This is a genomic window from Ruegeria sp. AB11 (assembly GCF_056536325.1).
In genome coordinates this window covers 2,629,961-2,655,209 of record NZ_JBQFJO010000001.1, presented here as the reverse complement: position 1 = coordinate 2,655,209, position 25,249 = coordinate 2,629,961, and the positions used below count along the sequence as shown (strand labels likewise).

At 54.5% G+C, this 25,249-nt stretch carries 25 protein-coding genes and 1 other RNA gene; 21 read left to right on the top strand and 5 right to left on the bottom strand.

Annotated features, from left to right (window positions below):
• Positions 1 to 46: 46 nt before the first annotated feature.
• The 4 genes from ACR3EJ_RS13355 to ACR3EJ_RS13340 all read right to left on the bottom strand — a co-directional run bounded on the left by ACR3EJ_RS13355 (position 47) and on the right by ACR3EJ_RS13340 (position 2,107).
• Complete coding sequence (locus ACR3EJ_RS13355; protein WP_170539521.1) at positions 47 to 481, bottom strand: ester cyclase; 435 nt, start codon at positions 479 to 481, stop codon at positions 47 to 49.
• 99 nt (positions 482 to 580) lie between these two features.
• Positions 581 to 928, bottom strand: a transfer-messenger RNA (tmRNA) gene (ssrA, locus tag ACR3EJ_RS13350).
• 36 nt (positions 929 to 964) lie between these two features.
• Positions 965 to 1,327, bottom strand: a complete 363-nt coding sequence (locus ACR3EJ_RS13345; protein WP_170539524.1) for a DUF4345 family protein — start codon at positions 1,325 to 1,327, stop codon at positions 965 to 967.
• 48 nt (positions 1,328 to 1,375) lie between these two features.
• On the bottom strand, positions 1,376 to 2,107 hold the full coding sequence (locus tag ACR3EJ_RS13340; RefSeq protein WP_170539527.1) for a FadR/GntR family transcriptional regulator: 732 nt from the start codon (positions 2,105 to 2,107) through the stop codon (positions 1,376 to 1,378).
• An 89-nt stretch (positions 2,108 to 2,196) separates the two neighbouring features.
• Between ACR3EJ_RS13340 and ACR3EJ_RS13335 the strand changes: the two genes are divergently transcribed.
• The 17 genes from ACR3EJ_RS13335 (at position 2,197) to ACR3EJ_RS13255 (ending at position 18,307) form a co-directional block, all read left to right on the top strand.
• Positions 2,197 to 2,988 (top strand): DUF2182 domain-containing protein, encoded by a 792-nt coding sequence (locus tag ACR3EJ_RS13335; RefSeq protein ID WP_170539530.1) that lies wholly within the window; start codon positions 2,197 to 2,199, stop codon positions 2,986 to 2,988.
• A gap of 4 nt (positions 2,989 to 2,992) precedes the next feature.
• Positions 2,993 to 3,697 (top strand): DUF1326 domain-containing protein, encoded by a 705-nt coding sequence (locus ACR3EJ_RS13330; protein WP_010439955.1) that lies wholly within the window; start codon positions 2,993 to 2,995, stop codon positions 3,695 to 3,697.
• Positions 3,667 to 4,203 carry a DinB family protein gene (locus ACR3EJ_RS13325; protein WP_480422968.1) on the top strand — a complete coding sequence of 179 codons (537 nt, stop codon included), beginning with the start codon at positions 3,667 to 3,669 and terminating at the stop codon, positions 4,201 to 4,203. The genes ACR3EJ_RS13330 and ACR3EJ_RS13325 overlap by 31 nt, the downstream gene beginning before the upstream one ends.
• A gap of 1 nt (position 4,204) precedes the next feature.
• Entirely contained in the window at positions 4,205 to 5,299 is a 1,095-nt protein-coding gene (locus ACR3EJ_RS13320; protein ID WP_170539533.1) for a dimethylsulfoniopropionate demethylase, read from the top strand.
• A gap of 49 nt (positions 5,300 to 5,348) precedes the next feature.
• On the top strand, positions 5,349 to 6,344 hold the full coding sequence (acuI, locus tag ACR3EJ_RS13315) for an acryloyl-CoA reductase (RefSeq protein ID WP_170539537.1): 996 nt from the start codon (positions 5,349 to 5,351) through the stop codon (positions 6,342 to 6,344).
• Between the two features lie 186 nt (positions 6,345 to 6,530).
• A complete protein-coding gene (gene frr / locus ACR3EJ_RS13310; RefSeq protein ID WP_170470041.1) occupies positions 6,531 to 7,094 on the top strand; it encodes a ribosome recycling factor in 564 nt (187 codons plus the stop codon).
• Between the two features lie 9 nt (positions 7,095 to 7,103).
• Complete coding sequence (locus ACR3EJ_RS13305) at positions 7,104 to 7,835, top strand: isoprenyl transferase (protein ID WP_170470044.1); 732 nt, start codon at positions 7,104 to 7,106, stop codon at positions 7,833 to 7,835.
• Positions 7,832 to 8,614, top strand: a complete 783-nt coding sequence (locus ACR3EJ_RS13300; protein ID WP_170539540.1) for a phosphatidate cytidylyltransferase — start codon at positions 7,832 to 7,834, stop codon at positions 8,612 to 8,614. Before ACR3EJ_RS13305 ends, ACR3EJ_RS13300 begins: the two co-directional genes overlap by 4 nt.
• Positions 8,614 to 9,786 carry a 1-deoxy-D-xylulose-5-phosphate reductoisomerase gene (gene dxr, locus ACR3EJ_RS13295; RefSeq protein ID WP_170539543.1) on the top strand — a complete coding sequence of 391 codons (1,173 nt, stop codon included), beginning with the start codon at positions 8,614 to 8,616 and terminating at the stop codon, positions 9,784 to 9,786. The genes ACR3EJ_RS13300 and dxr overlap by 1 nt, the downstream gene beginning before the upstream one ends.
• A 5-nt stretch (positions 9,787 to 9,791) precedes the next feature.
• Entirely contained in the window at positions 9,792 to 11,144 is a 1,353-nt protein-coding gene (gene rseP / locus ACR3EJ_RS13290; protein ID WP_170539546.1) for an RIP metalloprotease RseP, read from the top strand.
• Between the two features lie 347 nt (positions 11,145 to 11,491).
• On the top strand, positions 11,492 to 13,852 hold the full coding sequence (gene bamA, locus ACR3EJ_RS13285; protein WP_260026011.1) for an outer membrane protein assembly factor BamA: 2,361 nt from the start codon (positions 11,492 to 11,494) through the stop codon (positions 13,850 to 13,852).
• Positions 13,853 to 13,858: 6 nt separating this feature from the next.
• Complete coding sequence (locus ACR3EJ_RS13280; RefSeq protein ID WP_170539549.1) at positions 13,859 to 14,443, top strand: OmpH/Skp family outer membrane protein; 585 nt, start codon at positions 13,859 to 13,861, stop codon at positions 14,441 to 14,443.
• A 72-nt stretch (positions 14,444 to 14,515) separates the two neighbouring features.
• Positions 14,516 to 14,989 (top strand): 3-hydroxyacyl-ACP dehydratase FabZ, encoded by a 474-nt coding sequence (gene fabZ / locus ACR3EJ_RS13275; RefSeq protein WP_010439978.1) that lies wholly within the window; start codon positions 14,516 to 14,518, stop codon positions 14,987 to 14,989.
• Positions 14,986 to 15,771 (top strand): acyl-ACP--UDP-N-acetylglucosamine O-acyltransferase, encoded by a 786-nt coding sequence (gene lpxA / locus ACR3EJ_RS13270; RefSeq protein ID WP_170470062.1) that lies wholly within the window; start codon positions 14,986 to 14,988, stop codon positions 15,769 to 15,771. The genes fabZ and lpxA overlap by 4 nt, the downstream gene beginning before the upstream one ends.
• Positions 15,772 to 15,774: 3 nt before the next feature.
• Entirely contained in the window at positions 15,775 to 16,569 is a 795-nt protein-coding gene (locus ACR3EJ_RS13265; protein WP_170539552.1) for a UDP-2,3-diacylglucosamine diphosphatase LpxI domain-containing protein, read from the top strand.
• A complete protein-coding gene (gene lpxB, locus ACR3EJ_RS13260) occupies positions 16,569 to 17,726 on the top strand; it encodes a lipid-A-disaccharide synthase (RefSeq protein WP_170539555.1) in 1,158 nt (385 codons plus the stop codon). Before ACR3EJ_RS13265 ends, lpxB begins: the two co-directional genes overlap by 1 nt.
• Positions 17,726 to 18,307, top strand: a complete 582-nt coding sequence (locus ACR3EJ_RS13255) for a cadmium resistance transporter (protein WP_170470071.1) — start codon at positions 17,726 to 17,728, stop codon at positions 18,305 to 18,307. The genes lpxB and ACR3EJ_RS13255 overlap by 1 nt, the downstream gene beginning before the upstream one ends.
• Here ACR3EJ_RS13255 and mnmA read toward each other — a convergent pair.
• A complete protein-coding gene (gene mnmA / locus ACR3EJ_RS13250) occupies positions 18,304 to 19,449 on the bottom strand; it encodes a tRNA 2-thiouridine(34) synthase MnmA (protein ID WP_170539558.1) in 1,146 nt (381 codons plus the stop codon). The two genes, ACR3EJ_RS13255 and mnmA, sit on opposite strands and share 4 nt — an antisense overlap.
• Before the next feature lie 130 nt (positions 19,450 to 19,579).
• Between mnmA and sciP the strand changes: the two genes are divergently transcribed.
• The 4 genes from sciP (at position 19,580) to recG (ending at position 25,139) form a co-directional block, all read left to right on the top strand.
• Positions 19,580 to 19,873: a CtrA inhibitor SciP gene (gene sciP, locus ACR3EJ_RS13245; protein WP_170703286.1), complete on the top strand. Its 294-nt coding sequence runs from the start codon at positions 19,580 to 19,582 to the stop codon at positions 19,871 to 19,873.
• Positions 19,874 to 19,957: 84 nt separating this feature from the next.
• A complete protein-coding gene (gene ctrA, locus ACR3EJ_RS13240; RefSeq protein ID WP_170539562.1) occupies positions 19,958 to 20,674 on the top strand; it encodes a response regulator transcription factor CtrA in 717 nt (238 codons plus the stop codon).
• Between the two features lie 125 nt (positions 20,675 to 20,799).
• Positions 20,800 to 23,052 carry an NAD-dependent DNA ligase LigA gene (gene ligA, locus ACR3EJ_RS13235; protein WP_170539565.1) on the top strand — a complete coding sequence of 751 codons (2,253 nt, stop codon included), beginning with the start codon at positions 20,800 to 20,802 and terminating at the stop codon, positions 23,050 to 23,052.
• Positions 23,049 to 25,139 (top strand): ATP-dependent DNA helicase RecG, encoded by a 2,091-nt coding sequence (recG, locus tag ACR3EJ_RS13230; RefSeq protein ID WP_170539568.1) that lies wholly within the window; start codon positions 23,049 to 23,051, stop codon positions 25,137 to 25,139. The genes ligA and recG overlap by 4 nt, the downstream gene beginning before the upstream one ends.
• Positions 25,140 to 25,249 lie beyond the last annotated feature (110 nt).

Here is a 25,249-nt window from a genome sequence, read left to right as displayed (position 1 = left end):
TCTGCTATCGCGTGGATGCGGTAGGGGTCAAGCTTGCGGTTGTGGTTTAACCGACCCAGTCCAACCTTTGCCCAGTCATGCAAACCGGAAGCGTATCCTGCGGAAACTGCCCAAGCTGTTCGAAGAGTGAAATGAAATCGAACTGATTATAAGCCTCGACCATTTTATCCCCTTTGAATCGGGCCATGACTTGCCCGGTAACCTCTAATGGTGCGCCGTTGTCAGCCCGAAAAGTACGGACATGAAGAACTCTGGACACCCAATCACCGTTTTCAATGATTTTGGGGAGGTCGACCTTGATTTCGCCCAGCACATGTCGGAAGGCCATGACCAGATCGCGAAAATCATCGGCCCCAACTTGCATTTCGGAGATCAACCCCTCGGCCATCGTGTCTGGAGCAAAAAAGTGATCGATTGCGTCGGTATTGCCCTGTTCCCAAACCTCAGAATACCACGCCCTAAGCCTGTCAGAATTCGTCATCTTAACCCTCCTGTCGCCTGGACAGAAATGTGGGATAAACAAGTGAATAAATCCTGAATCTCTAATGAGCTATGAGCAATAAACAGACATAACAGGGAAAATGCAGGTTTCTGTTGCCAGGTACCTGCGAACCCCGCCTTACGCGGCTAGGCGCAAGGGCTTAAGTTTCGGTCTTGCTACTGCTTACGCAGCAACTGCAACCGGAGCACGATTGTCGTTTGCAATTGTACTATTTTCGCCGATAACGGTGGCAGACAGCCGAGACAAAGCTAACCCCTTTAGACGTTCGTCGATCCTGTTTCGGCCCCAAAATCCCCAAACGAAGGATGGTTGGTGGAGCCGCCGGGTACCGCCCCCGGGTCCGATCCGCTTATTACGAGCGCGTTTATGTCCATAGTCCCGAGGGACCTCTCTTATATAGGTGAGGTGACGATGGGATGCAAACTCGGAATCTGGGCTATGGGGTGGTTTTGTTTCAATGGGTTACGATGCTCTGTTCATGTTTGCCAGAATAAGCCAGATGGCGAGAACAAGTTCGATTCCACCAAAAATCAATGCTTTCGCCAAAGGTGGATGATCGAGAGCAACAGAAACGAATCTGCCAAGTGCTGCACCAGAATAGACTATCCCTAGCATCACATAAGCCATCGGATTGTTAAGCCACAGCACCGCAGCGCCGGTGACTACAAACAGCCCACCAACCGAGGCGCGCATTTCACTGAGACCCATGGTGCTTTTGGTCGGGACCAGATCCAATGCGTTAGCAGTATGCGCAGGCGCCAGGAAGCCAAATAACCCGAAAGCAATTGTCAGCAAGGCGGCAACTACATTGAGGACAGTGATCATTTTCACCTCATGTTTCTATTTCAAACCTCTGATATAAAGCTATTTAGGTCAGGCCGGTTTGCGTTTTTTCTCGGCGACATCTTGCGCCAGTTGCCGAGTATAGCTCTCAAGCTGAACCAGCACTGCATCAACCTTTTCAACGTCACGCGCCTCTAAGGCATTGGCGATTTTGGTGTGCAACGCGATGATTTCTTCCCGCGAACGAGCGGTGAAGGTGATCATGTTCATTAATGGCTGCATCGCCTCGACAGCGCCAGCCAGCTGGTAGGACAAGACCGGATTGCCAGCGCCATCGACCAGTGCTCGATGGAAGGCAACATCTGAGGCGCAGAATGCTTCGTCGGTCAGACAGGGCTGTGCCTGCCGAAAGATCTCGGCCCGCATTGTCGCAAGCTGATCTGCCGTTCGACGTTGCGCAGACAGGGACGCACAGGCTCGTTCCAACGCGTACCGTGCCTCGCACGCAGTGTCGAAACTGACCGCGTTCATCGACAGTAATAGCGTTGAGGTCGTAACCTGTTGAGAATAAGCGCCTTCAAAGCTTAGTCGATTTACAAACGCGCCCCCTGTGGCCCCACGTTGCGTACGGATCAGAGATTGTGCCGCCAAGCGTTTCAAAGCTTCGCGAACAGTCGGGCGCGAGACATTGAATTGCTCGGCAAGTTCAGATTCGGAGGGCAAGCGTTCATCGACGATGAGTTGCCCCGATATGATGGCATCCCGGATAGCTTGGGCAATTTGAGCCGATAGATCGGCAGAGCTTTGGGGGTCAATCTTCATCGTCGCTTGCGTCAAAAGTAAATTTTTATTTGTCTGACATTTAAAAGTCTGACATTTGAAAAGCAAGAGAGTTGAGTCGGGAGAGGCAAGTGAGTCGCTCAGTTTTCCGCAGCGCGCTTTGGTTGGGCTTCTACATCGCGATCCTTTGGGCGTGGTGGATGATGGTCTCGATGAGTCGCGATATGGATTTGGACTGGATCGGTCGGCCCGGCCCAATGGGACAGGCCATGGCGGCGATGGACCCGCGCATGGATATGTATATGCCCATGGCCGAGTTTGGCCCGCTGTTCTGGATGTGGGCGATCATGATGGCGGCAATGATGCTGCCAACACTAGTCCCCACATTGCGCAGTTACGATGATCTGATCCGCAGCGCGAATGGCACGCGGGCAGGGTGGCTGGGCGTTCTATCCGGATACTTCATAGTTTGGGTGGGTTTTGCTGCGTTGATCACCGGCCTTCAGCTGGCACTGCTGTTCGGAGGTGCGGTTGATATGCTGGGCATCGCCAAATCGCCCTACTTGGCTGCAGGCCTGCTTTTGGTAGTGGGCGCTTTCCAATTCACCCGTGCAAAAGAGGTCTGCCATGGCGTTTGTCATGCGCCCATGATGTACTTTCTGGGACATTGGAAAACGGGTTTCTCAGGCGGCCTGCGCATGGGCCTGGGGTTGGGTGCATTTTGCGTAGGCTGTTGCTGGGGCTTCATGGCTCTGGGCTTTGTGGGCGGCGTCATGAGCCTGCTGTGGATGGGGCTGGCGACGCTGTTCATGGTTTTGGAAAAACTACCCCAAATCGGACACGTAGTGACCCGGCCGATGGGGTTCATCTTAATAGCGGGCGGTCTGGCACTGCTCGTACATCACATTACTTACGGAGGATAGGTCTATGGCTAAGAACAGAAAACCGGATGCGGATAAGCTGCCGGTCAGTCAGAGAATTGACAGCCGAATGCCCAATCCCAAGCGCCGAGAGATGAGCCCGACCGACTGGGCAGTCAAGGGTGAACTGATCCTGAACTGCTCCTGCGATGTGTTTTGTCCTTGCGTCGTTTCGCTAGGTGCACACCCTCCGACCGAAGGGCATTGCCATGCGTGGATGGGTATCGTGATCGACGAAGGCCACTACGAAGGCGAAGATCTGTCAGGCCTCAACGTCGGGCTGTTGGTCGATATCCCCGGGCGCATGGGCGAGGGCCAGTGGAAAGTCGCGGCTTATGTCGACGAACGCGCCAGTGGGAAGGCCTATAACGGGTTGCTGCAAATATTCAGCGGGCAGGCAGGCGGCACTACCGGTCTGTTCACCATGTTGGTTAGTGAAATCATCGGGGCAGAGCGTGCACCGGTTCAAATCGAGCGAGATGGGACAAAGCGCCGGATCATGATCGGGCGGAAAATTCAAGGCGAGATCGAGATGCTGGCTGGTAAAGACCCTGAGCATCCAGTGATGGTTTCAAACTCGAAATACTGGATGGGCCCGGACATCATCGTGGCCAGAGGAACGAAATCCAAGGTACGTGATTATGGTCGCGTCTGGGACTTTGGCGGGAAATCAGCCGAGATTTGCCCCATCGACTGGCACGGGCCAAAGTAATGATCACCGGTGCCTATGCCCGTGAAATGTCGCGTTATAGTCGATGGGAGAACAGTCAGTTAAAGGGTTTTCTTAAGGCTCTTTCCGACGAAGAACTGACGCGGAAACGGGGCGCCTTTTTCGGTTCAATCATGGGAACAGCCAATCACCTGCTTTGGGGGGACTGGATCTGGATCTCACGGTTCGACAAAGGCCCTGGACCAGGCGGTGGCATCCCAGAGAGCGTGTCAATCTGCGCTGGTTTGTCCGACTGGTTGCCGCTGCGGGATACCATTGACGATCGGATTACTAGGTGGAGCGAAACGTTGGGAGACGACGAACTTACGGGCCCGTTCACATGGTATTCCGCTGCAAAAGAAGAAGATGTAACAAAGCCTTATGCGCAATGCATCATTCACATGTTCAATCACCAGACGCATCATCGCGGACAATTGCACCAAATGCTGACCGAGGCAGGCTCTGATGCGCCCGTCAGCGATCTTGTCTTTCTGCCAGAGGATTTCTGACATGGCAGTCATTACGCCGAACCGACGCGTCCGCAAAACCCCGTTTACCCCGGGTGTCGAAGCCGAAGGGGTAAAGGGATATACTGTCTATAATCACATGCTTCTGCCTACAGTCTTCGAAAGTGTCGAGGCTGATGCTGCGCATCTGAAAAAGCATGTGCAGGTGTGGGATGTCTCGTGTGAGAGACAGGTTCTGATCAAAGGCCCGGACGCGCTGCGACTGATGAAAATGCTCAGCCCGCGCGATATGGACAAGATGCAGGCGGATCAGTGTTATTATGTGCCGATCGTTGACCAAAATGGCGGTATGCTGAATGACCCGGTGGCGATCAAACTGGCAGATGACCATTACTGGCTTTCCGTCGCTGATGGAGATCTTTGGCAATTTGCTCTGGGCATCGTGCTTGCCCTGGGGCTGGATGTCGAAGTTTCTGAACCAGACGTGTCTCCGCTAGCCGTTCAAGGCCCCAGGGCAGATGATCTGATGGCACGGGTATTTGGAGATGATGTCAGGGACATAAAATTCTTCCGATACAAGAGGTTGCCCTTCGAAGATACATCGTTTGTCATCGCCCGATCCGGCTGGTCGAAACAAGGTGGGTTCGAGATCTATGTCGAAGGGGCGGATTACGGAATGCCGCTTTGGAATACGTTGTTCGCAAATGGGCGCGACCTGAATGTACGTGCGGGTTGCCCCAATGGAATTGAACGGATCGAGAGTGGCCTATTGAGTTTTGGGTCGGATATGCGACGCGAGAACACTCCCTATGAATGCGGGCTTGAGCGCTTTTGCAATTCTCCGCTGGATTACATCGGTAAGGCCGCTTTGGCGGATCAGGCAGAAAACGGGCCGCCCAGACAAATCCGTCCGCTGACTATCGAGGGCGAGATCGGCCCGTGCACCGAATCTTGGCCTTTGATGGCTGAGGGTCGTCAGGTGGGGCAAGTGGCCTCTGCTGCATATTCGCCCGAGTTCGAGGTGAACGTCGCCATAGGGATGGTGGACCGGTCGCATTGGGCACCCGGCACGCGGATCGAGTTGATGACTGAACACGGTATGCGATGGGCCGTCGTACAAGAGAAATTCTGGCGCTGAGCCCTGTATCTGAGGACATGCCCATACGGGCTACTAAAGGAGTAAGGTTATGTTTAATTCACTCGTCGTTGAAAAAGATGAAGAAAGTGGCCTCGCAAGCGCCTCGATAAAACAGATATCTCTGGATGATTTGCCGGATGGAGAAGTGACTGTTGCTGTCGAATATTCAACGGTTAACTACAAAGACGGGCTGTGTATGTCGCCAAAGGGTGGCGGCTTGGTGCGGAGTTATCCGCATATCCCGGGTATCGATTATGCGGGCACCGTCGAGCAATCCTCTGATGATCGCTATAAACCCGGTGACAAAGTCGTTTTGACGGGCTGGCGCGTGGGTGAGGCGCATTGGGGCGGGTATTCTCAGAAAGCAAATGCCCGTGCAGATTGGCTGGTTCCTTTGCCGCAGGGTTTGGATACGCGACAGGCGATGGCGGTTGGCACCGCAGGATTTACGGCCATGTTAGCCGTCATGGCGTTGGAAGATCATGGAATGCGGCCGGGCCATGGCCCGGTGCTAGTCACGGGTGCCGCAGGCGGCGTAGGTTCGGTCGCTACTGCCATTCTGGCTCATCTGGGATATGAGGTCGCAGCAGTAACCGGTCGCCCGGATACCGCTGACTACCTAAAGTCTTTGGGTGCAACCACAATTGTTCCGCGCGACGAATTGAACGAAACCACCAAGCGTCCGCTGGAAAGTGAAACCTGGTCCGGGTGTGTTGACGCAGTGGGTGGCGCCATGCTCGCCCGCGTATTGGGTCAGATGAAATATGGGGCATCAGTTGCTGCCGTTGGACTTGCCGGAGGTGCGGGTTTGCCTGCGACTGTGATCCCATTCCTACTGCGTGGCGTGAATCTGTTGGGTATCGACAGCGTCATGCAGCCCTACGACAACCGCGTTCGCGCTTGGCAGCGTATCGCTACCGATCTGCCCATGGAAAAGCTTGAGGCCATGATTAACCCAGCAACACTGTCTGATCTGCCGCAATTGGGCGCGGATATTCTGCAGGGACAAGTCAAAGGTCGCGTCGTAGTCGATGTGAACACCTGATATTGATTGTACCAACAAGAATCCGACCGAATTCAGTGTTCGGTCGGTCCCTTGGTCGCGATTGGGGCCGGAATGCCGGAAACAGTTCTGGTCATTGCCACAATTCATCCGCATGATTGCTATACATCCCAATTGTGATGGCTTAAGACCCATCCAAACATCACCTGAAGACGGGGAGTGAGCAGCATGTCTGATGATTTCGTACTCGACACCGATGATCTGAAACGCCGTATGGACGGCGCAATGGCCAACCTCAGAACCGAATTCGCTTCATTGCGGACCGGGCGCGCTTCGGCCTCGATGCTTGAGCCCGTGATGGTTGACGCGTATGGCTCGATGACCCCAATCAATCAGGTCGGCACCGTAAACGTCCCCGAACCACGTATGGTTACCGTAAATGTCTGGGATAAAGGTCTTGTGGGCAAAGTTGAAAAAGCAATTCGCGAAAGCGGGCTTGGTATCAATCCACAGCTGAATGGCACGATCATCATGCTGCCGATTCCCGAGTTGAACGAGGAACGCCGACGTGAATTGGGCAAGGTTGCAGGCCAATACGCCGAAAGCGCGCGTGTTTCGATCCGGAACGTGCGCCGCGACGGCATGGACCAGATCAAGAAAGCCAAAGCCGATGGCATGTCCGAGGATGATCAGAAATTCTGGGAGGTAGAAGTGCAGGAGCTGACCGACACGATGATCAAATCCGTCGATGAGGCACTTGAGACCAAGCAAGCCGAGATTATGCAGGTCTGAGACTCGGTCATGCCAAAGGATCCCGATAACGCTTTGCAAGCCGGTCCGCGCCATGTGGCAATTATCATGGACGGTAATGGTCGATGGGCTCAGGCACGGGGACGGCCTCGGTTGTTTGGCCATCACGCAGGCGCGCGGCGTGTTCGTGAGGTGGTCGAGGCCTGCCCAGGGCTCGGGATCAAATATCTGACGATCTTTGCGTTTTCGACCGAAAACTGGAAGCGTACGCAGGTGGAGGTTGCAGGCCTCATGAGCCTGTTCCGACGCTATATTGTCAAAGAAACCAATACGCTAAAGAACAACGGTATCCGGGTGCGATTTATCGGTGACCGCGTACGTTTGGATGCCAAACTTACCGAGCTGATGGATACGCTTGAACGTGAAACGCAGGATAATGATCTGGTCCATCTGACAGTCGCCTTGAACTATGGCGGTCGAGATGAGGTTGCTCGCGCAACCAAACGTTTGGCACGTGACGTGGCCGAAGGTGTTTTGCGTCCCGAAGATGTGGACGAAGAAACTCTGCCCAAATATCTGGACACGCGGGTTCTGCCGGACCCTGATCTGGTAATCCGTACCAGTGGTGAAGCCCGAATTTCGAATTTCTTGCTCTGGCAATCTGCCTACTCAGAGTATGAATTCATAGATACATTGTGGCCCGACTTTACTGCTGCCGAGTTGGAACGTTTATGCCTGAACTATGGATCGCGTGAACGGCGATTTGGGGCGGTTCCGGCATGAGTGATGGCCGATGGTCTGATCTGACCGCTCGGGTTTTGTCAGCGTCCGTGTTGGTCCTCATAGCGGCCCTCATGGTGTGGCTGGGTGGACTTTGGTTCGAGGTATTTATTGCCACTGCGTGCGGGCTCATGACGTGGGAGCTGGTGCGGATTGTAGACCCTCAGCAACGAGGTGTCGCGATTCAGCTTGCGATATTGACCGGTGTCGCCGTTGTTCTGAGTTACCATTTGCCGCCGCTGTATAAAATTCCATTTTTGTTGGCACCCGCTTTGGTTGGCGCGGGTCAAATCAAGTGCGCGCGTGGTACCTACGCGCTTTTTGCGATCTGGATAGCAACTTCGGGGCTGGGGTTTATCTCGATACGCGAAAGCTTGGGGTTTGGATGGATGGTGTGGCTGATCCTTGTTGTCATAGCGACGGATGTTGCCGGGTATTTTGTGGGCAAAACGCTTGGTGGACCTAAGTTTTGGCCAAAGGTCAGCCCCAAGAAAACATGGTCCGGAACGATAGGGGGATGGGTCGCCGCAGGAATAGTTGGTACATTATTTGCGTTCTACGCGGGTTTTGGTTTGGCTTTCGTAGTTGTATCGGTTCTCGCCTCTATGGCGAGCCAGATCGGCGATATCGTCGAAAGCTCAACAAAACGCAGGTTTGGAGTTAAGGACAGTTCGAACTTGTTACCTGGTCATGGTGGCTTTCTGGACCGGTTCGACGGGATGATGGGGGCCTCGGTCTTTGTCCTGTTGGCAGGGTTGCTTTATGCACCCGGAGGCATGTGATGCGAAAGGTATCGATATTCGGCGCGACGGGATCGATCGGGCAGAACACGCTTGATCTGATTTCGAGGAATCCGAATGCCTATGATGTCGTCGCGCTGACCGGTGGCGGCAATATTTCGAAATTGGCGCAAGATGCGGTCCGTCTGGGCGCAGATGTTGCTGTCACCGCGTTTGATGACAGGTTGGATGACCTGCGTTCAGCCTTAGCCGGAAGCGGTGTTCAAGCGGCTGCGGGGCAGGCGGCTTTGATCGAGGCAGGTGCACGGCCTGCAGATTGGGTTATGTCAGCGATTGTCGGCGCTGCGGGACTTGCTCCGGGGATCGAAGCCCTTAAGCAAGGCGCGACGCTTGCGCTGGCGAACAAGGAAACGCTGGTATGTGCAGGACCTTTGGTTCTGGAGACTGCGCAGAACTACGGCGCAAGGCTACTTCCTGTCGATAGTGAACATTCGGCAGTCTTTCAGGCCCTTGTTGGCGAAGACATGACAAGCGTCGAGCGGATTATTATCACGGCAAGCGGTGGCGCATTTCGGGATTGGCCGCTGAGTGATCTGGCGAACGCAACTGTCGAACAAGCGTCAAGCCATCCGAATTGGAACATGGGGCAGCGAATTACAATCGACAGCGCTTCGATGTTCAATAAAGCACTGGAAGTCATAGAAACAAAAGAATACTTCGGCATTCAGCCCTCTGAAATCGAAGTTCTGGTGCACCCCGAATCTATTGTTCACGCGATGGTTGGGTATCGGGATGGTGCCGTGATGGCACACATGGGTGCACCCGATATGCGCCATGCCATCGGATACGCATTGCACTGGCCCGAGCGGCTCGATCTACCTGTCGCAAGGCTTGATCTGGCTCAACTAGGGCAATTGAGCTTTAGCGCTCCAGATGAGACCCGGTATCCTGCGTTGCGTCTTGCACGCGAAGTGATGCAACGTGGCGGATTGTCGGGTGCGATCTTCAATGCCGCAAAAGAGCGCGCGCTGGACCACTTTATCGCCCGTAGAATTCGGTTTCTGGATATGGCTGACGCGGTTTCGTCGGTTTTGGAGCGATTTGAGGCGACAGATGGCCTTATTGATGCTCAGTTGACTCTTGATAATGTACAGCAAACGGACCATCTCGCACGTCAGTGGGTCGATGAAACCGTATTGGAACGAGCAGGATAATACCTTTGGACATACTCTCTTTGATCCCGCAATTCGGCAATCTTCTCTATACGATAGTTGCCTTTGTTATTGCGCTTTCAGTGATTGTCGCTGTGCATGAATACGGTCATTACATTGTCGGGCGCTGGTCGGGCATTCATGCCGAAGTGTTTTCGATCGGCTTCGGTCCGGTTCTGTGGAGCCGGGTAGATAAGCGCGGCACACGGTGGCAGGTCGCGTTGCTTCCATTTGGCGGATACGTCAAGTTTTTGGGGGATGCCAACGCTGCGTCTGGCAAAGATACGGATGCGATGAACGAAATAGTTGGGCAGAGCCCGGAAGAATTGCGTCGAACGATGCATGGGGCACCGCTGTGGGCACGTACCGCCACTGTGGCGGCTGGGCCTATATTCAACTTCGCGATGTCGATCCTGGTTTTTGGATTTGTGTACTGGTCGCAAGGCGTATCACGAGAACCTTTGACAGTCGGTTCCTTGCAGCCGCTCCCCGGAGTCGAGCAGGGGTTGCTTGAAGGGGACGAAATTGTTGCGATTGCAGGCGTGCCGACACCGGATTTTGATAATGCAGGCAGTTGGTCGGATTTCGTTGATGCTCTGCCCGTACAGCCTGAACTGGACTATACTGTAATCCGGGACGGTGAGACCATCGATGTTTCTGCTCCGTGGCTGTTTCCAGCGTTGATCCAGCAGGTTACACCACGCAGCGCTGCAATGGACATACAATTGCAGCAGGGCGACGTAATTACAGCGGTCGATGGCGACCCGATTTTCAATTTCGAACAATTGAAAGAACGTGTCGAAAGCTCGGACGGGCGCGTGTTGCTTCTGGACGTTTGGCGCAATGGAACCGAGCTTGAATTTGCGCTGGCCCCAAGACGTACCGACGAGCCGCAAGCAGATGGAGGTTTTGTGACCCATTGGCGGATCGGGATCGTTCGGGGAATGATGTTTGAACCTCAGACTGTTCCCGCCGGCATCTGGGATTCCGTAAAAACCGGTTTTGCTCAGACCGGACGCATTATCGAAGGGTCATTGTCAGGTATGTGGCACATGATCACGGGGGCGATCAGCACGTGCAATATTTCCGGTCCGATCGGAATTGCGGAAACCTCTGGCGCGATGGCCAGTCAAGGTGCACAGAATTTCATCTTCTTTATCGCGGTACTTTCTACGGCGGTTGGGCTGCTGAACTTGTTCCCGATCCCAGCGCTTGATGGCGGACACTTGTTGTTTTACGCCTACGAAGCTGTCTCGGGAAAACCACCCAGTGACAATGCCCTGCGGATTTTGATGGGGATTGGGATAACGCTTATCCTTTCGTTGATGATCTTCTCTGTCAGCAATGACCTGTTCTGCTGAATAAGGCGTGAAAGGCGCCATTTGGACGCAATAATGCCGCAATTGAAGCTTATCTTCATTGGTGTAATTCAATGAGCGGGCTTGAGAGCGATGACCGAAGCGTTGCAGAGATCTTACAAAAGCGTCAGCGTCCTTTTTCAGTTGAACTGGGATGTATTACTTAGCTTTGGCGTAACCGCCTTGGCATTGGCTGTAGGCGGATATCTCGTCGGTTTGTGATTCTTCAGACCAAGGCTATGAAAATGCAGCGGCCCACCGGGCCGTTTTTTTGTGTTTGCTCTTTTGACATGGCTTCCCAATCCGGCTACTCAGCAACTACAGGCTGAGATTTCTGGGTAGTGATAAAAATGACTGATTGCAGGGGCACGAGCACATTCTGCGGCGCTCGAGGGCAGAAGACCAACATTTTGTGGCAGGCACTAACGCTCTTTTTTCTATTTGCTACACCGGGTTTGCTGGTATTACCGGATCCTGCTCAGGCGCAATCTTACACGATTAACCGCTTCGAGGTTGAAGGCAATCGACGGATCGAAACCTCGACAATCATCGCACGAACGGGAATCGAGCCGGGGCAAACTGTCAGTGCCGGACAGATAAATGATGCTTTTCAGCGTTTGCTTGACAGTGGTGTTTTTGAAACAGTCGAACTGACTCCTCGCGGAAACACACTGGTTATTGCGGTTGAAGAGTACCCGACGATTAATCAGATCAGCATTGAGGGGAACCGTCGCGTTAAGGATGACGTACTGCTCGAGGCGATCTCGTCTCAGACCCGTCGAGTCTTCACCCCGCAATTGGCAGAAGCCGACGCAGATTTGATCGCCGAGATCTATTCGGCGCAGGGCCGGGTGTCGGCAACGGTGATTCCACGCATCATCCGCCGAAATGACAATCGTGTGGATTTGGTTTTTGAGGTGGCCGAAGGCACCACCATCGAAGTTGAGCGCGTCAGCTTTGTTGGCAACCGTGCTTACTCGGACCGCCGCCTGCGTCGTGTGCTCGAGACCAAACAAGCAAATATTCTGCGGACTTTCCTGCGGGGCGACACATTTATTGCTGATCGTATCGAATTCGATAAGCAGGTCATCCGCGATTTCTACCTTTCGCGCGGTTATATCGATTTCCGAGTAAACAGTGCCAATGTGGAATTTACGCGTGAACGGGATGCGTTTTTCCTGGTTATGAATATCACCGAAGGTCAGAGATTCGCCTTTGGTCAGATTTCAACTGTAAGCGAAATTCCTGGCGTCGATCCGGCACCCTATCAGGCAGCACTAAAGGTCAAGCCTGGTGTTATCTACTCGCCGACTTTGATTGAAAACTCGATTGCTCGACTTGAACGTCTGGGCCTGAAACAGGGCGTTGATTTCTTGAGGGTTGAACCTCGGGTGACGCGCAACCCGCGTGATCTGACGCTGGATGTTCAGTTTGTCCTAACCCGCGGCCCGCGTATTTTTGTCGAACGCATCGACATCGAAGGCAATACCACAACACTTGACCGGGTGATCCGGAGGCAATTCGATACCGTGGAAGGTGACCCCTTCAATCCCCGGGAAATCCGTCAGAGCGCCGAACGTATTCGTGCGCTGGGCTTCTTCTCAGCCGCTGATGTTGAAACCCGCGAAGGTACATCTCCAAGTCAGGTCATCGTTGATGTCGATGTTGAAGAACAACCAACCGGATCGCTTAGCCTGGGTGGTAGCTACTCGGTCTCGGACGGTTTCGGGATCGCCATTGGCCTGAACGAATCCAATTTCCTGGGCCGTGGCCAGAATCTAGGGATCACGCTTTCGACGGCTCAAGATTCTGAGCAGTATACAATTAACTTTACCGAACCTTATCTGCTGGGGCGGAAATTACGCTTTGATCTTGGGGTGGGTCTTGCAAGCACCAACTCAAGCTTTGCGAGTTACGACACCAAAACCGTCTTTTTTAATCCTCAGGTCAGCTATGCCATCGGCGAACTTTCAGCGCTGCGTTTGCGTTACGGCTGGAACCAAAGCGAAATGACCCAGCAGAGCAACGAGACCAATGGGGCGGTCATCGCTTCTGAAATTGCTCAGGGCAAAAGAACCAGCAGTTCGATTGGTGTTTCTTATGTGTACGACAGTCGATTGGGTGGCTTGAATCCCAATGCAGGCGTCTTGTTTGAGCTTGGCGTGGATGCAGCTGGATTGGGCGGCGACAACGAGTATATCAAAACCACAGCCCGCGCGATCGCTCAGAAGCGCGTGCTCAACGAGGAGGTTGTGCTTAGGGCATCTCTGGAACTTGGCGCGCTCAACTGGACCGGGGATGATTTTAGCCGGACCATTGATCGATTTGTGCTTGGCCCGAACACGTTCCGTGGTTTCGAACCTGCCGGTCTTGGGCCGCGCGACCTTTCCAACGGTCAGGACGATGCCATCGGTGGTAACTATTATTGGGTAGCCCGGTTCGAGTCTGATTTCCCCTTGGGCTTGCCTGAAGAGCTCGGTTTGCGGGGTGGTTTATTCTACGACGTAGGTAACCTTTACAACATCAACAACGTGGATACGTCGGGTGCCGATATCGTCGGAGCCAGCGGATCCATCCGCCATGTGGTAGGTGTCTCGGTTCTCTGGACAACGCCATTTGGTCCTCTGCGCTTCAACTTTTCGCAAGCGTTGAAGAAAGAAGAGTTCGACAAGGAACAGAGCTTTGACCTGACCATTCAGGCACAGTTCTGAACTCAGATGTTGACCAAAGTCATGAACATTCTGCAGGGCCCGCTGAGGGCCCTGTGTGTTTGGGCGGCCCTGATGGCGCCAAGTCCATTGTTGGCGCAACAATTGGGCGTTCCGCAATCTGACGTACTTACCATTTCAAGTGAACGGCTGTTTGCTGATTCTCGTTTCGGTCAGCGCATATTTCGCGAGATAGAAGCTGAGAGCGCTCTGCTGTCGGATGAAAATGAGTTGATCGTGGCACAGCTCAGCAAAGAAGAGAAAGACCTGACGGACAAGCGCTCTGAAATGTCCGCCAGTGAATTTCGACCTTTGGCCGAGGCGTTTGATCAGAAAGTCCAGTCGCATCGGGATGGCCAACGCGCCAAACTGGATGCTTTGGCACGGCACGGAGAAGAGGCACGCAATCAATTCTTTGAGATGGCTCAACCTGTATTGATCGAACTTCTACGCGAATATGGGGCGTCGATTGTCATCGAGCGTTCAAATGTTGTTCTCAGCTCGGATGCGTCAGATATTACCGATACCGCAATTGCCCGGATTGACGCGGCAATTGGCGACGGGTCTGCACTTGAAGACGCTAATGACGAATAGGCTGGCTTGCCCTTAAGTACGCGTATTGCTAACCACGCTTGAAAGAGACATCCAAAACAGGACATCCGCACCATGACCACGGAAACCCAGAGCGCCGACATTCAGCTGATTCAGCGTATATTGCCGCATCGCTATCCGTTTTTGCTGGTCGACAAGGTCGTGGATATTGACGGCTATCAATCTGCAGTTGGCATCAAGAATGTCACTATGAACGAGCCGCATTTTCAGGGTCATTTTCCTGGCACGCCGATCATGCCGGGAGTGACCATTGTCGAAGCGATGGCGCAGACTGCAGGTGTCATGCTGGGTGTTGGTATGGACGTGATCGACAGTGAATTGCTGATCTATTTCATGAACATCGACAAATGCAAATTCCGCCGCAAAGTCGTGCCCGGTGACGTGCTTGAGATGCATGTTGAAACTGTGCGTGGCAAGAAAGGCGGCAAGATCTTCAAGTTCAGTGGTCGCGCGACTGTTGAAGGTGAGGTCGCCGCCGAAGCCGAATTTTCGGCCTATGTCGACTGGGACATGGAAAAGACAACATGAGCGGCATTCATCCCAGCGCCATTATCGAAGACGGTGCGCAGATCGGGCAGGGTTGTACGATTGGTCCGTTCTGCCATATCGGGCCGTCCGTCCGTCTAGGCGATCGGGTTGAGCTCAAGTCCCATGTGGTCGTCACCGGCGATACTTCAATTGGTGACGACACAGTGATCTTCAGCTTTGCCGTTGTCGGCGAAATCCCACAAGACAAAAAGTTTGGCGGCGAAAACACACGGCTTGAAATCGGTGAACGCAATCGCATTCGCGAGCACGTCACCATCAATACCGGCACGGATGGCGGCGGTGGCGTCACGCGGATTGGTGATGACTGCCTGCTGATGGCTGGTGTCCACGTTGCGCATGATGTGCAGATCGGAAACCGGGTCATTTTGGTGAACCATGCAGGCGCAGCAGGTCATTGCATAATCGAGGATGACGTCATCGTTGGCGGTATCTCGGGTCTGCATCAGTTCGTGCGCGTTGGTCGCGGGGCCATCATCGGTGCGCTGACTATGGTTCCGAACGACGTGATTCCATATGGTCTGGTTCAGGCACCACGTGGTGAGCTTGATGGATTGAATCTGGTTGGGTTGAAACGGCGCGGTGTCACGCGCGAGGATATCTCGGCGCTGCGCGCGGCATTCAAAGAGTTGTCGGAAGGTGATGGCACCTTCATGGATCGCGCCAATCGCTTGGGCGAGGAGGCCGACAACGAATATGTGCGCCAGATTGTCGAGTTTGTGACGGGGCAAACGGACCGTTCCTTCCTGACGCCGAGGAAATAAGACATGTTGGCGCTGATCGCGGGAACTGGGGCATTGCCGGACGAGGTGGTTGCATGTTTGCCGAACCGACCTTTGATTTGCGCGCTGGAAGGGTTTGAGCCTGAAAGGTTGAATGTTGACGTGGTCTTTCCGCTTGAGGAATTGGGCAGCTTTATCGCCGATCTGAAAGCGCGCGGCGTGACCGAGATTTGCATGGCTGGGGCAGTGCGCCGGCCCACCGTAAATCCTGCGCGCATTGATGCTGCGACGATGCCATTGGTCCCGATTTTACAAAAGGCCATAATGGCCGGTGATGACGGTGCCCTGCGCGCGGTTATCGGGATTTTTGAAGATTCTGATTTGACGGTCCGTGCCGCGCACGAGATCGCACCGGATTTGCTACCGCCGCTCGGCGCGCTGACTGAGGCACAACCCTCGGATACTGATCACGCAGATGCTGACCGTGCGGCAGGTATCCTGCGCAGCATGGGGACTGCAGATGTCGGTCAGGCATGCGTAGTGCTGAAAGGGCAAGCGCTAGCAATTGAGGGCATCTATGGTACTGCTTGGATGTTGCAGTCGCTGACCCAACGCCCTGACGCGGGTGGGGGTATTCTGTACAAAGGCCCCAAACCCGATCAGGACCGGCGCGCGGATATGCCTGCTATCGGACCCGACACCGTATCGGGCGCGGTTGCGGCGGGCTTGTCAGGTATTGTCATCGAAAAGGGTGGTGTCATTGTCCTGCAGCGGGACCGAGTGATTGAAGAGTGCAATCGCCTCGGTCTATTTCTCTACGTTCGCGAGCGCACCGTCTGATGCGCGTATTCTTGGTCGCCGGTGAACCGTCGGGCGACCGATTGGGCGCCGCTTTGATGGAGGGACTTAAAACCCTTTCGCCAGAGGTGTGGTTTGATGGCGTCGGCGGTCCACTGATGCAGGCGCAAGGACTGAGCAGCCGCTTTCCCATGTCCGAACTCAGCGTCATGGGATTGGTCGAGGTTCTGCCCAAGTTCTTTCACTTGAAACGCCGGATCGCCGAAACCGCTCAGGCGGTTCTGGACACGCAGCCGGATGTGTTGATCACCATCGACAGTCCGGACTTCTCGCTGCGAGTCGCTAAACTGGTGAAGGCGTCCAGCAGTATTCGAACCGTCCACTACGTTGCACCCAGCGTTTGGGCCTGGAGGCCCGGGCGCGCCGACAAAATGGCGAAGGTGATCGACCATGTTCTGGCGCTGCTGCCGTTTGAACCGCCCTATATGGAGCGGGCAGGGATGGAGTGTGATTTTGTCGGTCACCCCGTCGTCAACGAGCCGATTGCGTCTGAACAAGATATCAAGAGATTCCGTGTGGATCATGACGTGGGCGACGCTCCTATTGTGCTCGCATTACCTGGTTCTCGGCGGGGAGAGGTCGAGCGGTTAGCCCCGATATTTGGCGCTGCTCTGCAAGAATTCCTGACAGATCGACCCGATACCCGTGTCGTCGTGCCTACAGTCGCGCATATGGTTGATGTGGTTGCCGAACAAGTTCAGGATTGGCCGGGACATCCGATTGTTGTCGATCCACGAAAGTTGCCGTCGGACCATGCACAGGTTCAGAAGAGGGCGGCCTTCGCGTCAGCCGATCTGGCATTGGCGGCATCGGGCACCGTGTCACTGGAACTGGCTGCACAGTCAACGCCGATGGTGATCGCTTATAATCTGAATTGGCTGACCAAATTGATCGCGAAGCGCATGGTCAAGCTCGATACGGTGACGCTTGTCAATCTGGTCTCGGACACGCGTGCTGTACCTGAATGTCTGTTGGACGACTGCCAGCCGCTAAAGATCGCGGCAGCACTGGAAGAGGTTGCAGCTACGCAGGACGCCCAACATGAGGCTATGGCGATAACGATGGAGCGCCTTGGGCGGGGTGGAGAGGCGCCGGGTCTGCGCGCGGCAAAAGCTGTTTTGGACAGAATGAACACGTGATGCTGGATCACGTGATCTTTGCCGCCTCTGCCTACATGGCACAGGTTCTGACTAACCTCGACAACCTCGCAGCGCTTGTTGCGCTGATGATGGTTTCCGGTCCGCGACGGACCGTTGCGGGGTTCCTGCTTGCGCAGATATTGATCATCGCCGCCGCCTTGTTGCTGGCTTTGGGTGTCGATGACGTGGTGCCACATTGGGCTGGCTATCTGGGTGTGATCCCGCTTGGCCTCGGCGTGATTGGGGTTATCCGGCAGTTTCGGGGATCAGAGACCGAGGAGGCTCCGCAAGTATCCTCAGGTGCCTCAACCGTTGTAACGATGTTGCTGTTCATAAGCCTGTCGATGGATACGTTCGCTGTGCTCGCACCGCTTTTGGCAGACTCGGCCCCAAGCTACCGTATTGCAGGCGTTACAGGTGCGGTTGCTGCGGCCCTGACGCTAACCATGCTTGGTCTGCTAGGCGCGCGATCTCCGATCATGACCGGCGGGTTTGCGCGGCGACTTGAGAAACTGGTTCCTTACGTAATGATCTGTGCCGGTATCTATATCCTCAGCAATTCCTGGACTGACGCGATTTAATAACCGCGCCAGATCCAGCCACCGCCAAAGATGCGGCTTCCACCAGTTTCGTAAAACACACAAGCCTGACCCGGAGAGATACCTTCTTCGGGCGTAAACAGCTCAACCTCGGCCGTCGTGTCGGACAGAGGCCGAATGATCGCCTCGCGCGGCGGGCGGGTCGAACGGACCTTGACCGAAACATGCCATTCGTTTTTTGACGTGAAGGGTTCATCCCCAAGCCAATTGATTTCACGCACCGGAACGGTCCGTGTAGCCAACATCTCTTTGGGGCCGACGACAACCTGCTTTTTGTCGACGTCCAGCTTTACCACATACAACGGCTCACTCAGGCCACCGATGCCAAGCCCGCGGCGCTGACCAATTGTATAGTGAATCACTCCATCATGCTGTGCCAGAACACGGCCATCGGCATGTACGATTTCACCCGGCTCTGCAGCACCTGGGCGCAACTTTTCGATTACGCTGGCGTAGTTGCCGTTCGGTACAAAGCAGATGTCCTGGCTGTCAGGTTTGTCCGCAACCGCCAACCCGTATTGCGCCGCCATCTCGCGCGTGGCGTCCTTGGAGGGCAGGTGCCCCAAAGGAAAGCGCAGGAAATCCAACTGCTCGGGCGTTGTCGAGAAAAGGAAATAAGACTGGTCGCGGTTGGCATCCTCAGCACTATGCAACTCGGCCCCATTGGTTCCCATCTTGCGCTGGATATAATGACCGGTGGCCATACAGTCGGCCTCTAGGTCCTTGGCGGTTTCCAACAGGTCCTTGAACTTCACCCGCTCATTGCAGCGGATACAAGGCACCGGAGTCGCTCCTGCCAGATAGCTGTCAGCGAATTCGTCGATTACAGCGTCTTTAAAGATGTTCTCATAATCCAGAACATAATGAGGGAAGCCGCGCTCTTCGGCCACGCGGCGCGCGTCGTGGATATCGATTCCCGCACAACAGGCACCTTTCTTGGCAAGCGCCGCGCCGTGGTCGTAAAGCTGCAGCGTAACCCCTACAACGTCATAGCCCTGATCAGCCAGATAGGCCGCGACAACAGAGCTGTCCACGCCGCCAGACATAGCCACAACCACCCGCGTTTCCGAGGGCGGTTTGGCAAAGCCAAGCGAGTTTAGCGGGGTCTCGGTATCGAGGGCCATTGGCGGTTCCAGTCCGGGTTAAGAAAGACCGGCAGAATATAGGAAAATTCTACACACTCTCAAGGGGCGGTTTCACACCGTTTTAAGTAGGTTGGATGCAGCTTTGTCGCAGCAGAAGAAGGTGGAACAGATGTATTTGCACAAAGTGGAAGGTCCAAGATCGGTCACCTTGCCGGATGGAAGCGTGCTAACACGCGCCGATCTACCCCTGGCAGACACGCGGCGATGGGTAGCTTCGCGCAAAGTAATTGTCGTGCGTGGAGTGCTTTACGGGCTGATTTCCCTGTCTGAAGCAAAGAAACGCTATGGCATTAGCGATGAGGAATTCAATTCCTGGGTGTCAGCCGTCGCAAAGCACGGGATCGATGCGCTGAAGGTGACTGCATTAAAAAAATATCGACAACCTAAAGGAGAAGATGAATAAATGATTCAACGATAACGTCAGATTAACCATTTTTATTCAGGCTCAGATCAGTTGAAGAATTTGACCTAATTGGAGCAGTGAAAAATGCGCATACTTCTTGTCGAGGATGATCCAACCACGTCCAAGAGCATTGAATTGATGCTGACGCACGCAAATCTCAACGTATATGCGACGGACCTTGGCGAAGAAGGAATCGATCTGGCCAAGCTGTATGAATATGACCTCATTCTGCTTGACCTGAATTTGCCTGATATGAACGGCCACGAAGTGCTGCGCCAACTGCGGATCGCACGCGTGGAAACACCGATCCTGATCCTGTCGGGCGCAGACGACACCGAAAGCAAGATCAAAGGCTTCGGGTTTGGTGCAGACGATTACCTGACCAAACCCTTCCATCGCGAAGAGCTGGTGGCGCGTATTCATGCGATCATCCGGCGTTCCAAGGGGCATTCCCAGTCCGTGATCCACACAGGGCAGGTGGCCGTCAATCTGGATGCCAAGACCGTCGAGGTCGAAGGAAAGACCGTGCACCTGACGGGCAAAGAATATCAGATGCTTGAGCTTCTAAGCCTGCGCAAGGGTACAACTCTGACCAAAGAGATGTTCCTGAATCATCTCTACGGCGGCATGGATGAGCCAGAATTGAAAATTATCGATGTGTTCATCTGCAAGTTACGTAAGAAGCTCAGCAATGCCACTGGTGGTGAGAATTATATCGAAACAGTCTGGGGTCGCGGTTATGTTCTGCGCGATCCACAATCCAGCAATATGGGTGAAGCCCGCCTTGCCGTTGGCGCGTGAATTGATCTGACTGCTACCGTCGATGGTCCAGGACGGTAATTTCACTCGCGTCTCAGCACAACACTGGACCTGATCATGGCCTCGTCCTATCACTGGATTCTAATATGACGTGACAGGGCGGGGCCATGAGCGATACCACTGCAATCGCAGAATTGACGGAAGACGAAGCACGTGCAGAACTGGCTCGGCTTGCCAAGGAGTTGCAGAGGGCCAACCAGCTTTATCACACTGAAGATGCTCCGGAAATATCAGACGCCGATTATGATGCCCTCAAACGTCGCAACGCCGATATTGAGGCGCACTTTCCGGAACTAAAACGTGTAGACAGCCCTTCGGATCAAGTAGGGGCACAAGTTTCAGACGGGTTTTCCAAAGTCACGCATGCGGTGCGGATGATGTCACTTGGCAATGCCTTTGACGATGAGGATGTTGCCGATTTTGACCGCTCAATCCGCAAGTATCTCGGGTTAGGGGAAGACGCACCACTTGAATATACAGCCGAGCCAAAGATCGATGGCCTCTCGTTATCCTTAAGATATGAGCACGGCGAGCTGATTCAGGCAGCGACCCGAGGGGATGGTGAGACCGGGGAAAACGTGACCGCCAATGCGCGCACCGTGTCGGATATTCCGCATCGAATTGAAGGTGCTCCAGATATATTCGAGGTTCGTGGTGAGGTTTACATGTCTCATCATGATTTCGAAGCGCTGAACGTCCGGCAAATTGAAACAGGTGGAAAGACTTTCGCAAATCCGCGTAACGCAGCAGCTGGTTCGCTGCGCCAACTGGACTCGGAAATAACTCGGTCACGTCCACTAAAGTTTTTTGCCTATGCCTGGGGCGAACTGTCGAAACCTCTGGCTGAAACGCAAATGGGGGCAATCGAACGACTCAAAGCATTGGGCTTCCAAGTTAACGCGCTTACGCGTCTCTGTTCCACGACAGGTCAGATGCTGGATCATTACCGCGCGATCGAAGAACAGCGCGCGATTTTGGGATATGACATCGACGGGGTGGTCTACAAAGTTGATGATCTGAGTCTGCAATCCCGGTTGGGATTCCGCTCGACAACGCCCCGCTGGGCGATCGCGCATAAATTTCCGGCCGAACTGGCCTGGACCCGGCTTGAAGCGATCGACATTCAGGTGGGTCGGACCGGAGCGCTTAGCCCGGTTGCACGTTTGCATCCTGTGACTGTCGGTGGGGTCGTTGTGTCGAACGCGACGCTGCACAATGAGGACTATATCGCGGGGCGGGACGCCAAAGGCGGGGTTATCCGCGATGGCAAAGACATACGCATCGGCGATTGGGTGCAGGTTTATCGGGCAGGGGATGTGATCCCAAAGATTTCGGATGTTGATCTGTCGAAACGACCGGATGATGCGAAACCTTATTCCTTTCCAACGACATGCCCGGAATGTGACAGTGAGGCAATCCGCGAAGAAGGTGATGCGGTACGCCGATGCACCGGGGGGTTGATTTGCCCTGCGCAGGCGGTAGAGAAACTTAAACATTTCGTGTCGCGCAAAGCCTTCGATATCGAAGGACTCGGAGCCAAACAGATCGAGATGTTCCACAACGACCCCGTTCTGCCTATCAACACACCTGCCGATATCTTCACCTTGAAAGAACGGGACGCTGAAAATCTTGCCCGTTTGAAAAACCGTGACGGTTGGGGAGAGACCTCGGCCAGCAATCTGTTCGCCGCGATTGATGACAAACGAACCATTCCCTTCGCTCGATTGTTGTTTGCACTCGGAATTCGCCATGTGGGCGAAGTCGGCGCCCGGGATTTGGCCCTATTCTATCGGGAGTGGGATCAAATGACCGCGTCAATCGATACGGCGCGACCCGCAGCACTTGCGCAGCGTGCCGCTGACGAAGCGGAAGATGCAGAAAGGATCGCAGCTATAGAAGAAGGTCGGCGCGCCAGAGTCAAAGAGGCGCGGGATGCTACGGTTGCTAAGCTAAATGTACCAGCGGACGCTGCCAGCGCTTGGACGGATATGATTGGAATTGATGGCATTGGAACCACGCTGGGGCTGTCGCTGTCTGACGCCTTTGCCAACCCGGACGAACGCAAAGCGATTGATGGACTGCGCAGTCACTTAACCATAGTTCCGCCAAATGCGCCTGCATCGGACAGCCCGGTTGCAGGAAAAACAGTCGTCTTTACAGGAACGCTTGAAAAGATGACGCGCGCCGAGGCCAAGGCGCGTGCCGAGGCGTTGGGCGCCAAGGTGTCTGGTTCGGTCAGCCAAAAAACCGATTTGTTGGTGGCGGGTCCGGGTGCGGGATCGAAGGCAAAGAAAGCGGCCGATCTGGGTATCGAAACCCTGGATGAAGACGGCTGGCTTCAACTGATCGGCGATCTATGAGCGGCAGGCCAGAGCAACTCTTTCCGCTGTTCGCGGGGCTTGAAACGCTGGATGGTGTGGGACCGAAAACAGCGCAACTTTTCGGCCAATTAGACATCGAGTCGCCGCGAGATGTCTTGTTTTCATTGCCATATGCGGTGATCGACCGACGCCGACGCGATAGCATACAAGGGGCCGATCTTCCGACGACCTTGACGGTAGAGGTCACGATCGGAACCCATCGGCCCCCGCGTAATAAAGGTGGTGCATACCGCATACATGTCGAGGACAGCCAAGCGGATTTTCAACTGGTGTTCTTTCACGCGCGCGGGGATTATCTGAAGAAACTGCTGCCGCAGGGTGCGCACCGCGTGGTTTCGGGAAAGCTGGAACTGTTTGATGGAATGGCCCAGATGGTGCACCCCGATCACATGGTCGCGCCAGAAAACGCAGGTGAATTACCAGAGTTTGAACCAGTTTATCATCTGACCCAGGGCGTTACGCAAAAAACGGCGTACAAGGCGGCGCAAAGCGCACTCAAACGGGTGCCTGCTCTGGTTGAATGGGCAGACCCAGCTCAGGTGGCTCAGCAAAACTGGCCCGACTGGTCGGCTGCAATTCGTGCTGCTCATCATCCGCATGGGGCAGATGACGTAGCCCCTATTGCACCTGCAAGGGAGCGTCTGGCATATGATGAATTGCTCGCCCATCAGCTGACTTTGGCTCTGGCAAGACAGCGTGAGCGGAAGGTGCGTGGCATCATCAGTCTTGGAACAGGGGAGCTGCAATCTAAGGTGCTTACAAGCTTGCCGTATCGACCAACCGATGCTCAATCCCGTGCGATCGAAGAAATTTCGGCGGATATGGCCTCGGGTTCCCGCATGAATCGATTGCTGCAAGGCGATGTCGGCGCGGGAAAGACGCTTGTGGCGTTTATGGCGCTTTTGATCGCGGTTGAAGCGGGCGGGCAGGGGGTGATGATGGCACCCACCGAGATCCTTGCCCGACAACATCTTGAAGGACTGCGACCCTTGGCCGAAGAGGCCGGAGTTGTGCTGGAAATCCTAACCGGGCGCGATAAGGGAGCTGAACGTCGGGAAAAGCTGGCCGCACTGAAACAAGGCGACATTCAAATACTGGTCGGCACCCATGCGGTGTTTCAGGACGATGTTGAGTTTAAAGCTCTAAGGCTGGCAATCGTTGATGAACAACATCGTTTTGGTGTCCGCCAACGGATGGAATTGTCCGAAAAAGGTCAGCGCACGGATGTTCTGGTGATGACCGCAACGCCCATCCCGCGCAGTTTGGCGTTGGCGCAGTATGGTGACATGGATGTCTCGGTTCTTGATGAAAAGCCACCTGGCCGAAAGCCAATCAAGACCGCGATCGTCAGCACGCAGCGAATGGACGAGGTTGTGGCCCACCTGCGCGGCGCGATTGATGCGGGCAAACAATGCTATTGGGTATGTCCTCTGGTCGATGAATCCGAAGTCTCAGACCTGACCGCCGCCGAGGAGCGTTTCAAGCGGCTGCGCGCGCTTTTGGGGGATGATGTGGTGGGGCTGGTGCATGGCCAGATGCCACCCACCGAAAAAGATGCTGCAATGGCGGCGTTTCAGACCGGCCAAACCAAGGTTCTAGTCGCGACCACGGTGATTGAAGTTGGGGTCAATGTTCCAAATGCCACAATCATGGTGATTGAACGGGCAGAGATTTTCGGATTGGCGCAATTGCACCAGTTGCGGGGGCGGGTTGGACGCGGAGAGGATGCTTCGACCTGTTTGCTGATGTATCAACCGCCACTTAGCGAAGGTGGGGGCAAGCGTCTGGAAGTTCTGCGTGAAACCGAGGACGGGTTCCGCATTGCCGAGACAGATTTGCAGATGCGCGGCGCGGGTGACTTGATCGGTACAGCGCAATCTGGCCTGCCCAAGTTCCGGATTGCCGATCTCGAACGGCAGGCAGGATTGATGGCAGTGGCGCAATCAGATGCGCGTGCGTTGCTCTCCTCAGACCCCAAGTTGACATCAGACCGAGGCCAGGCGGCGCGTGTTCTTCTGTGGCTCATGAAACAGGACAAGGCGATCCGTTTGATATCAGTGGGTTAGACTGAAAATCCCAGAAAGTTCACAAATGTTCTTAAAAAGTTCTTTACCGACTCGTCAAAATATGAGAACAAAAGGTCAACAAATGATTAAACCTGACCGGAGGTGAGACC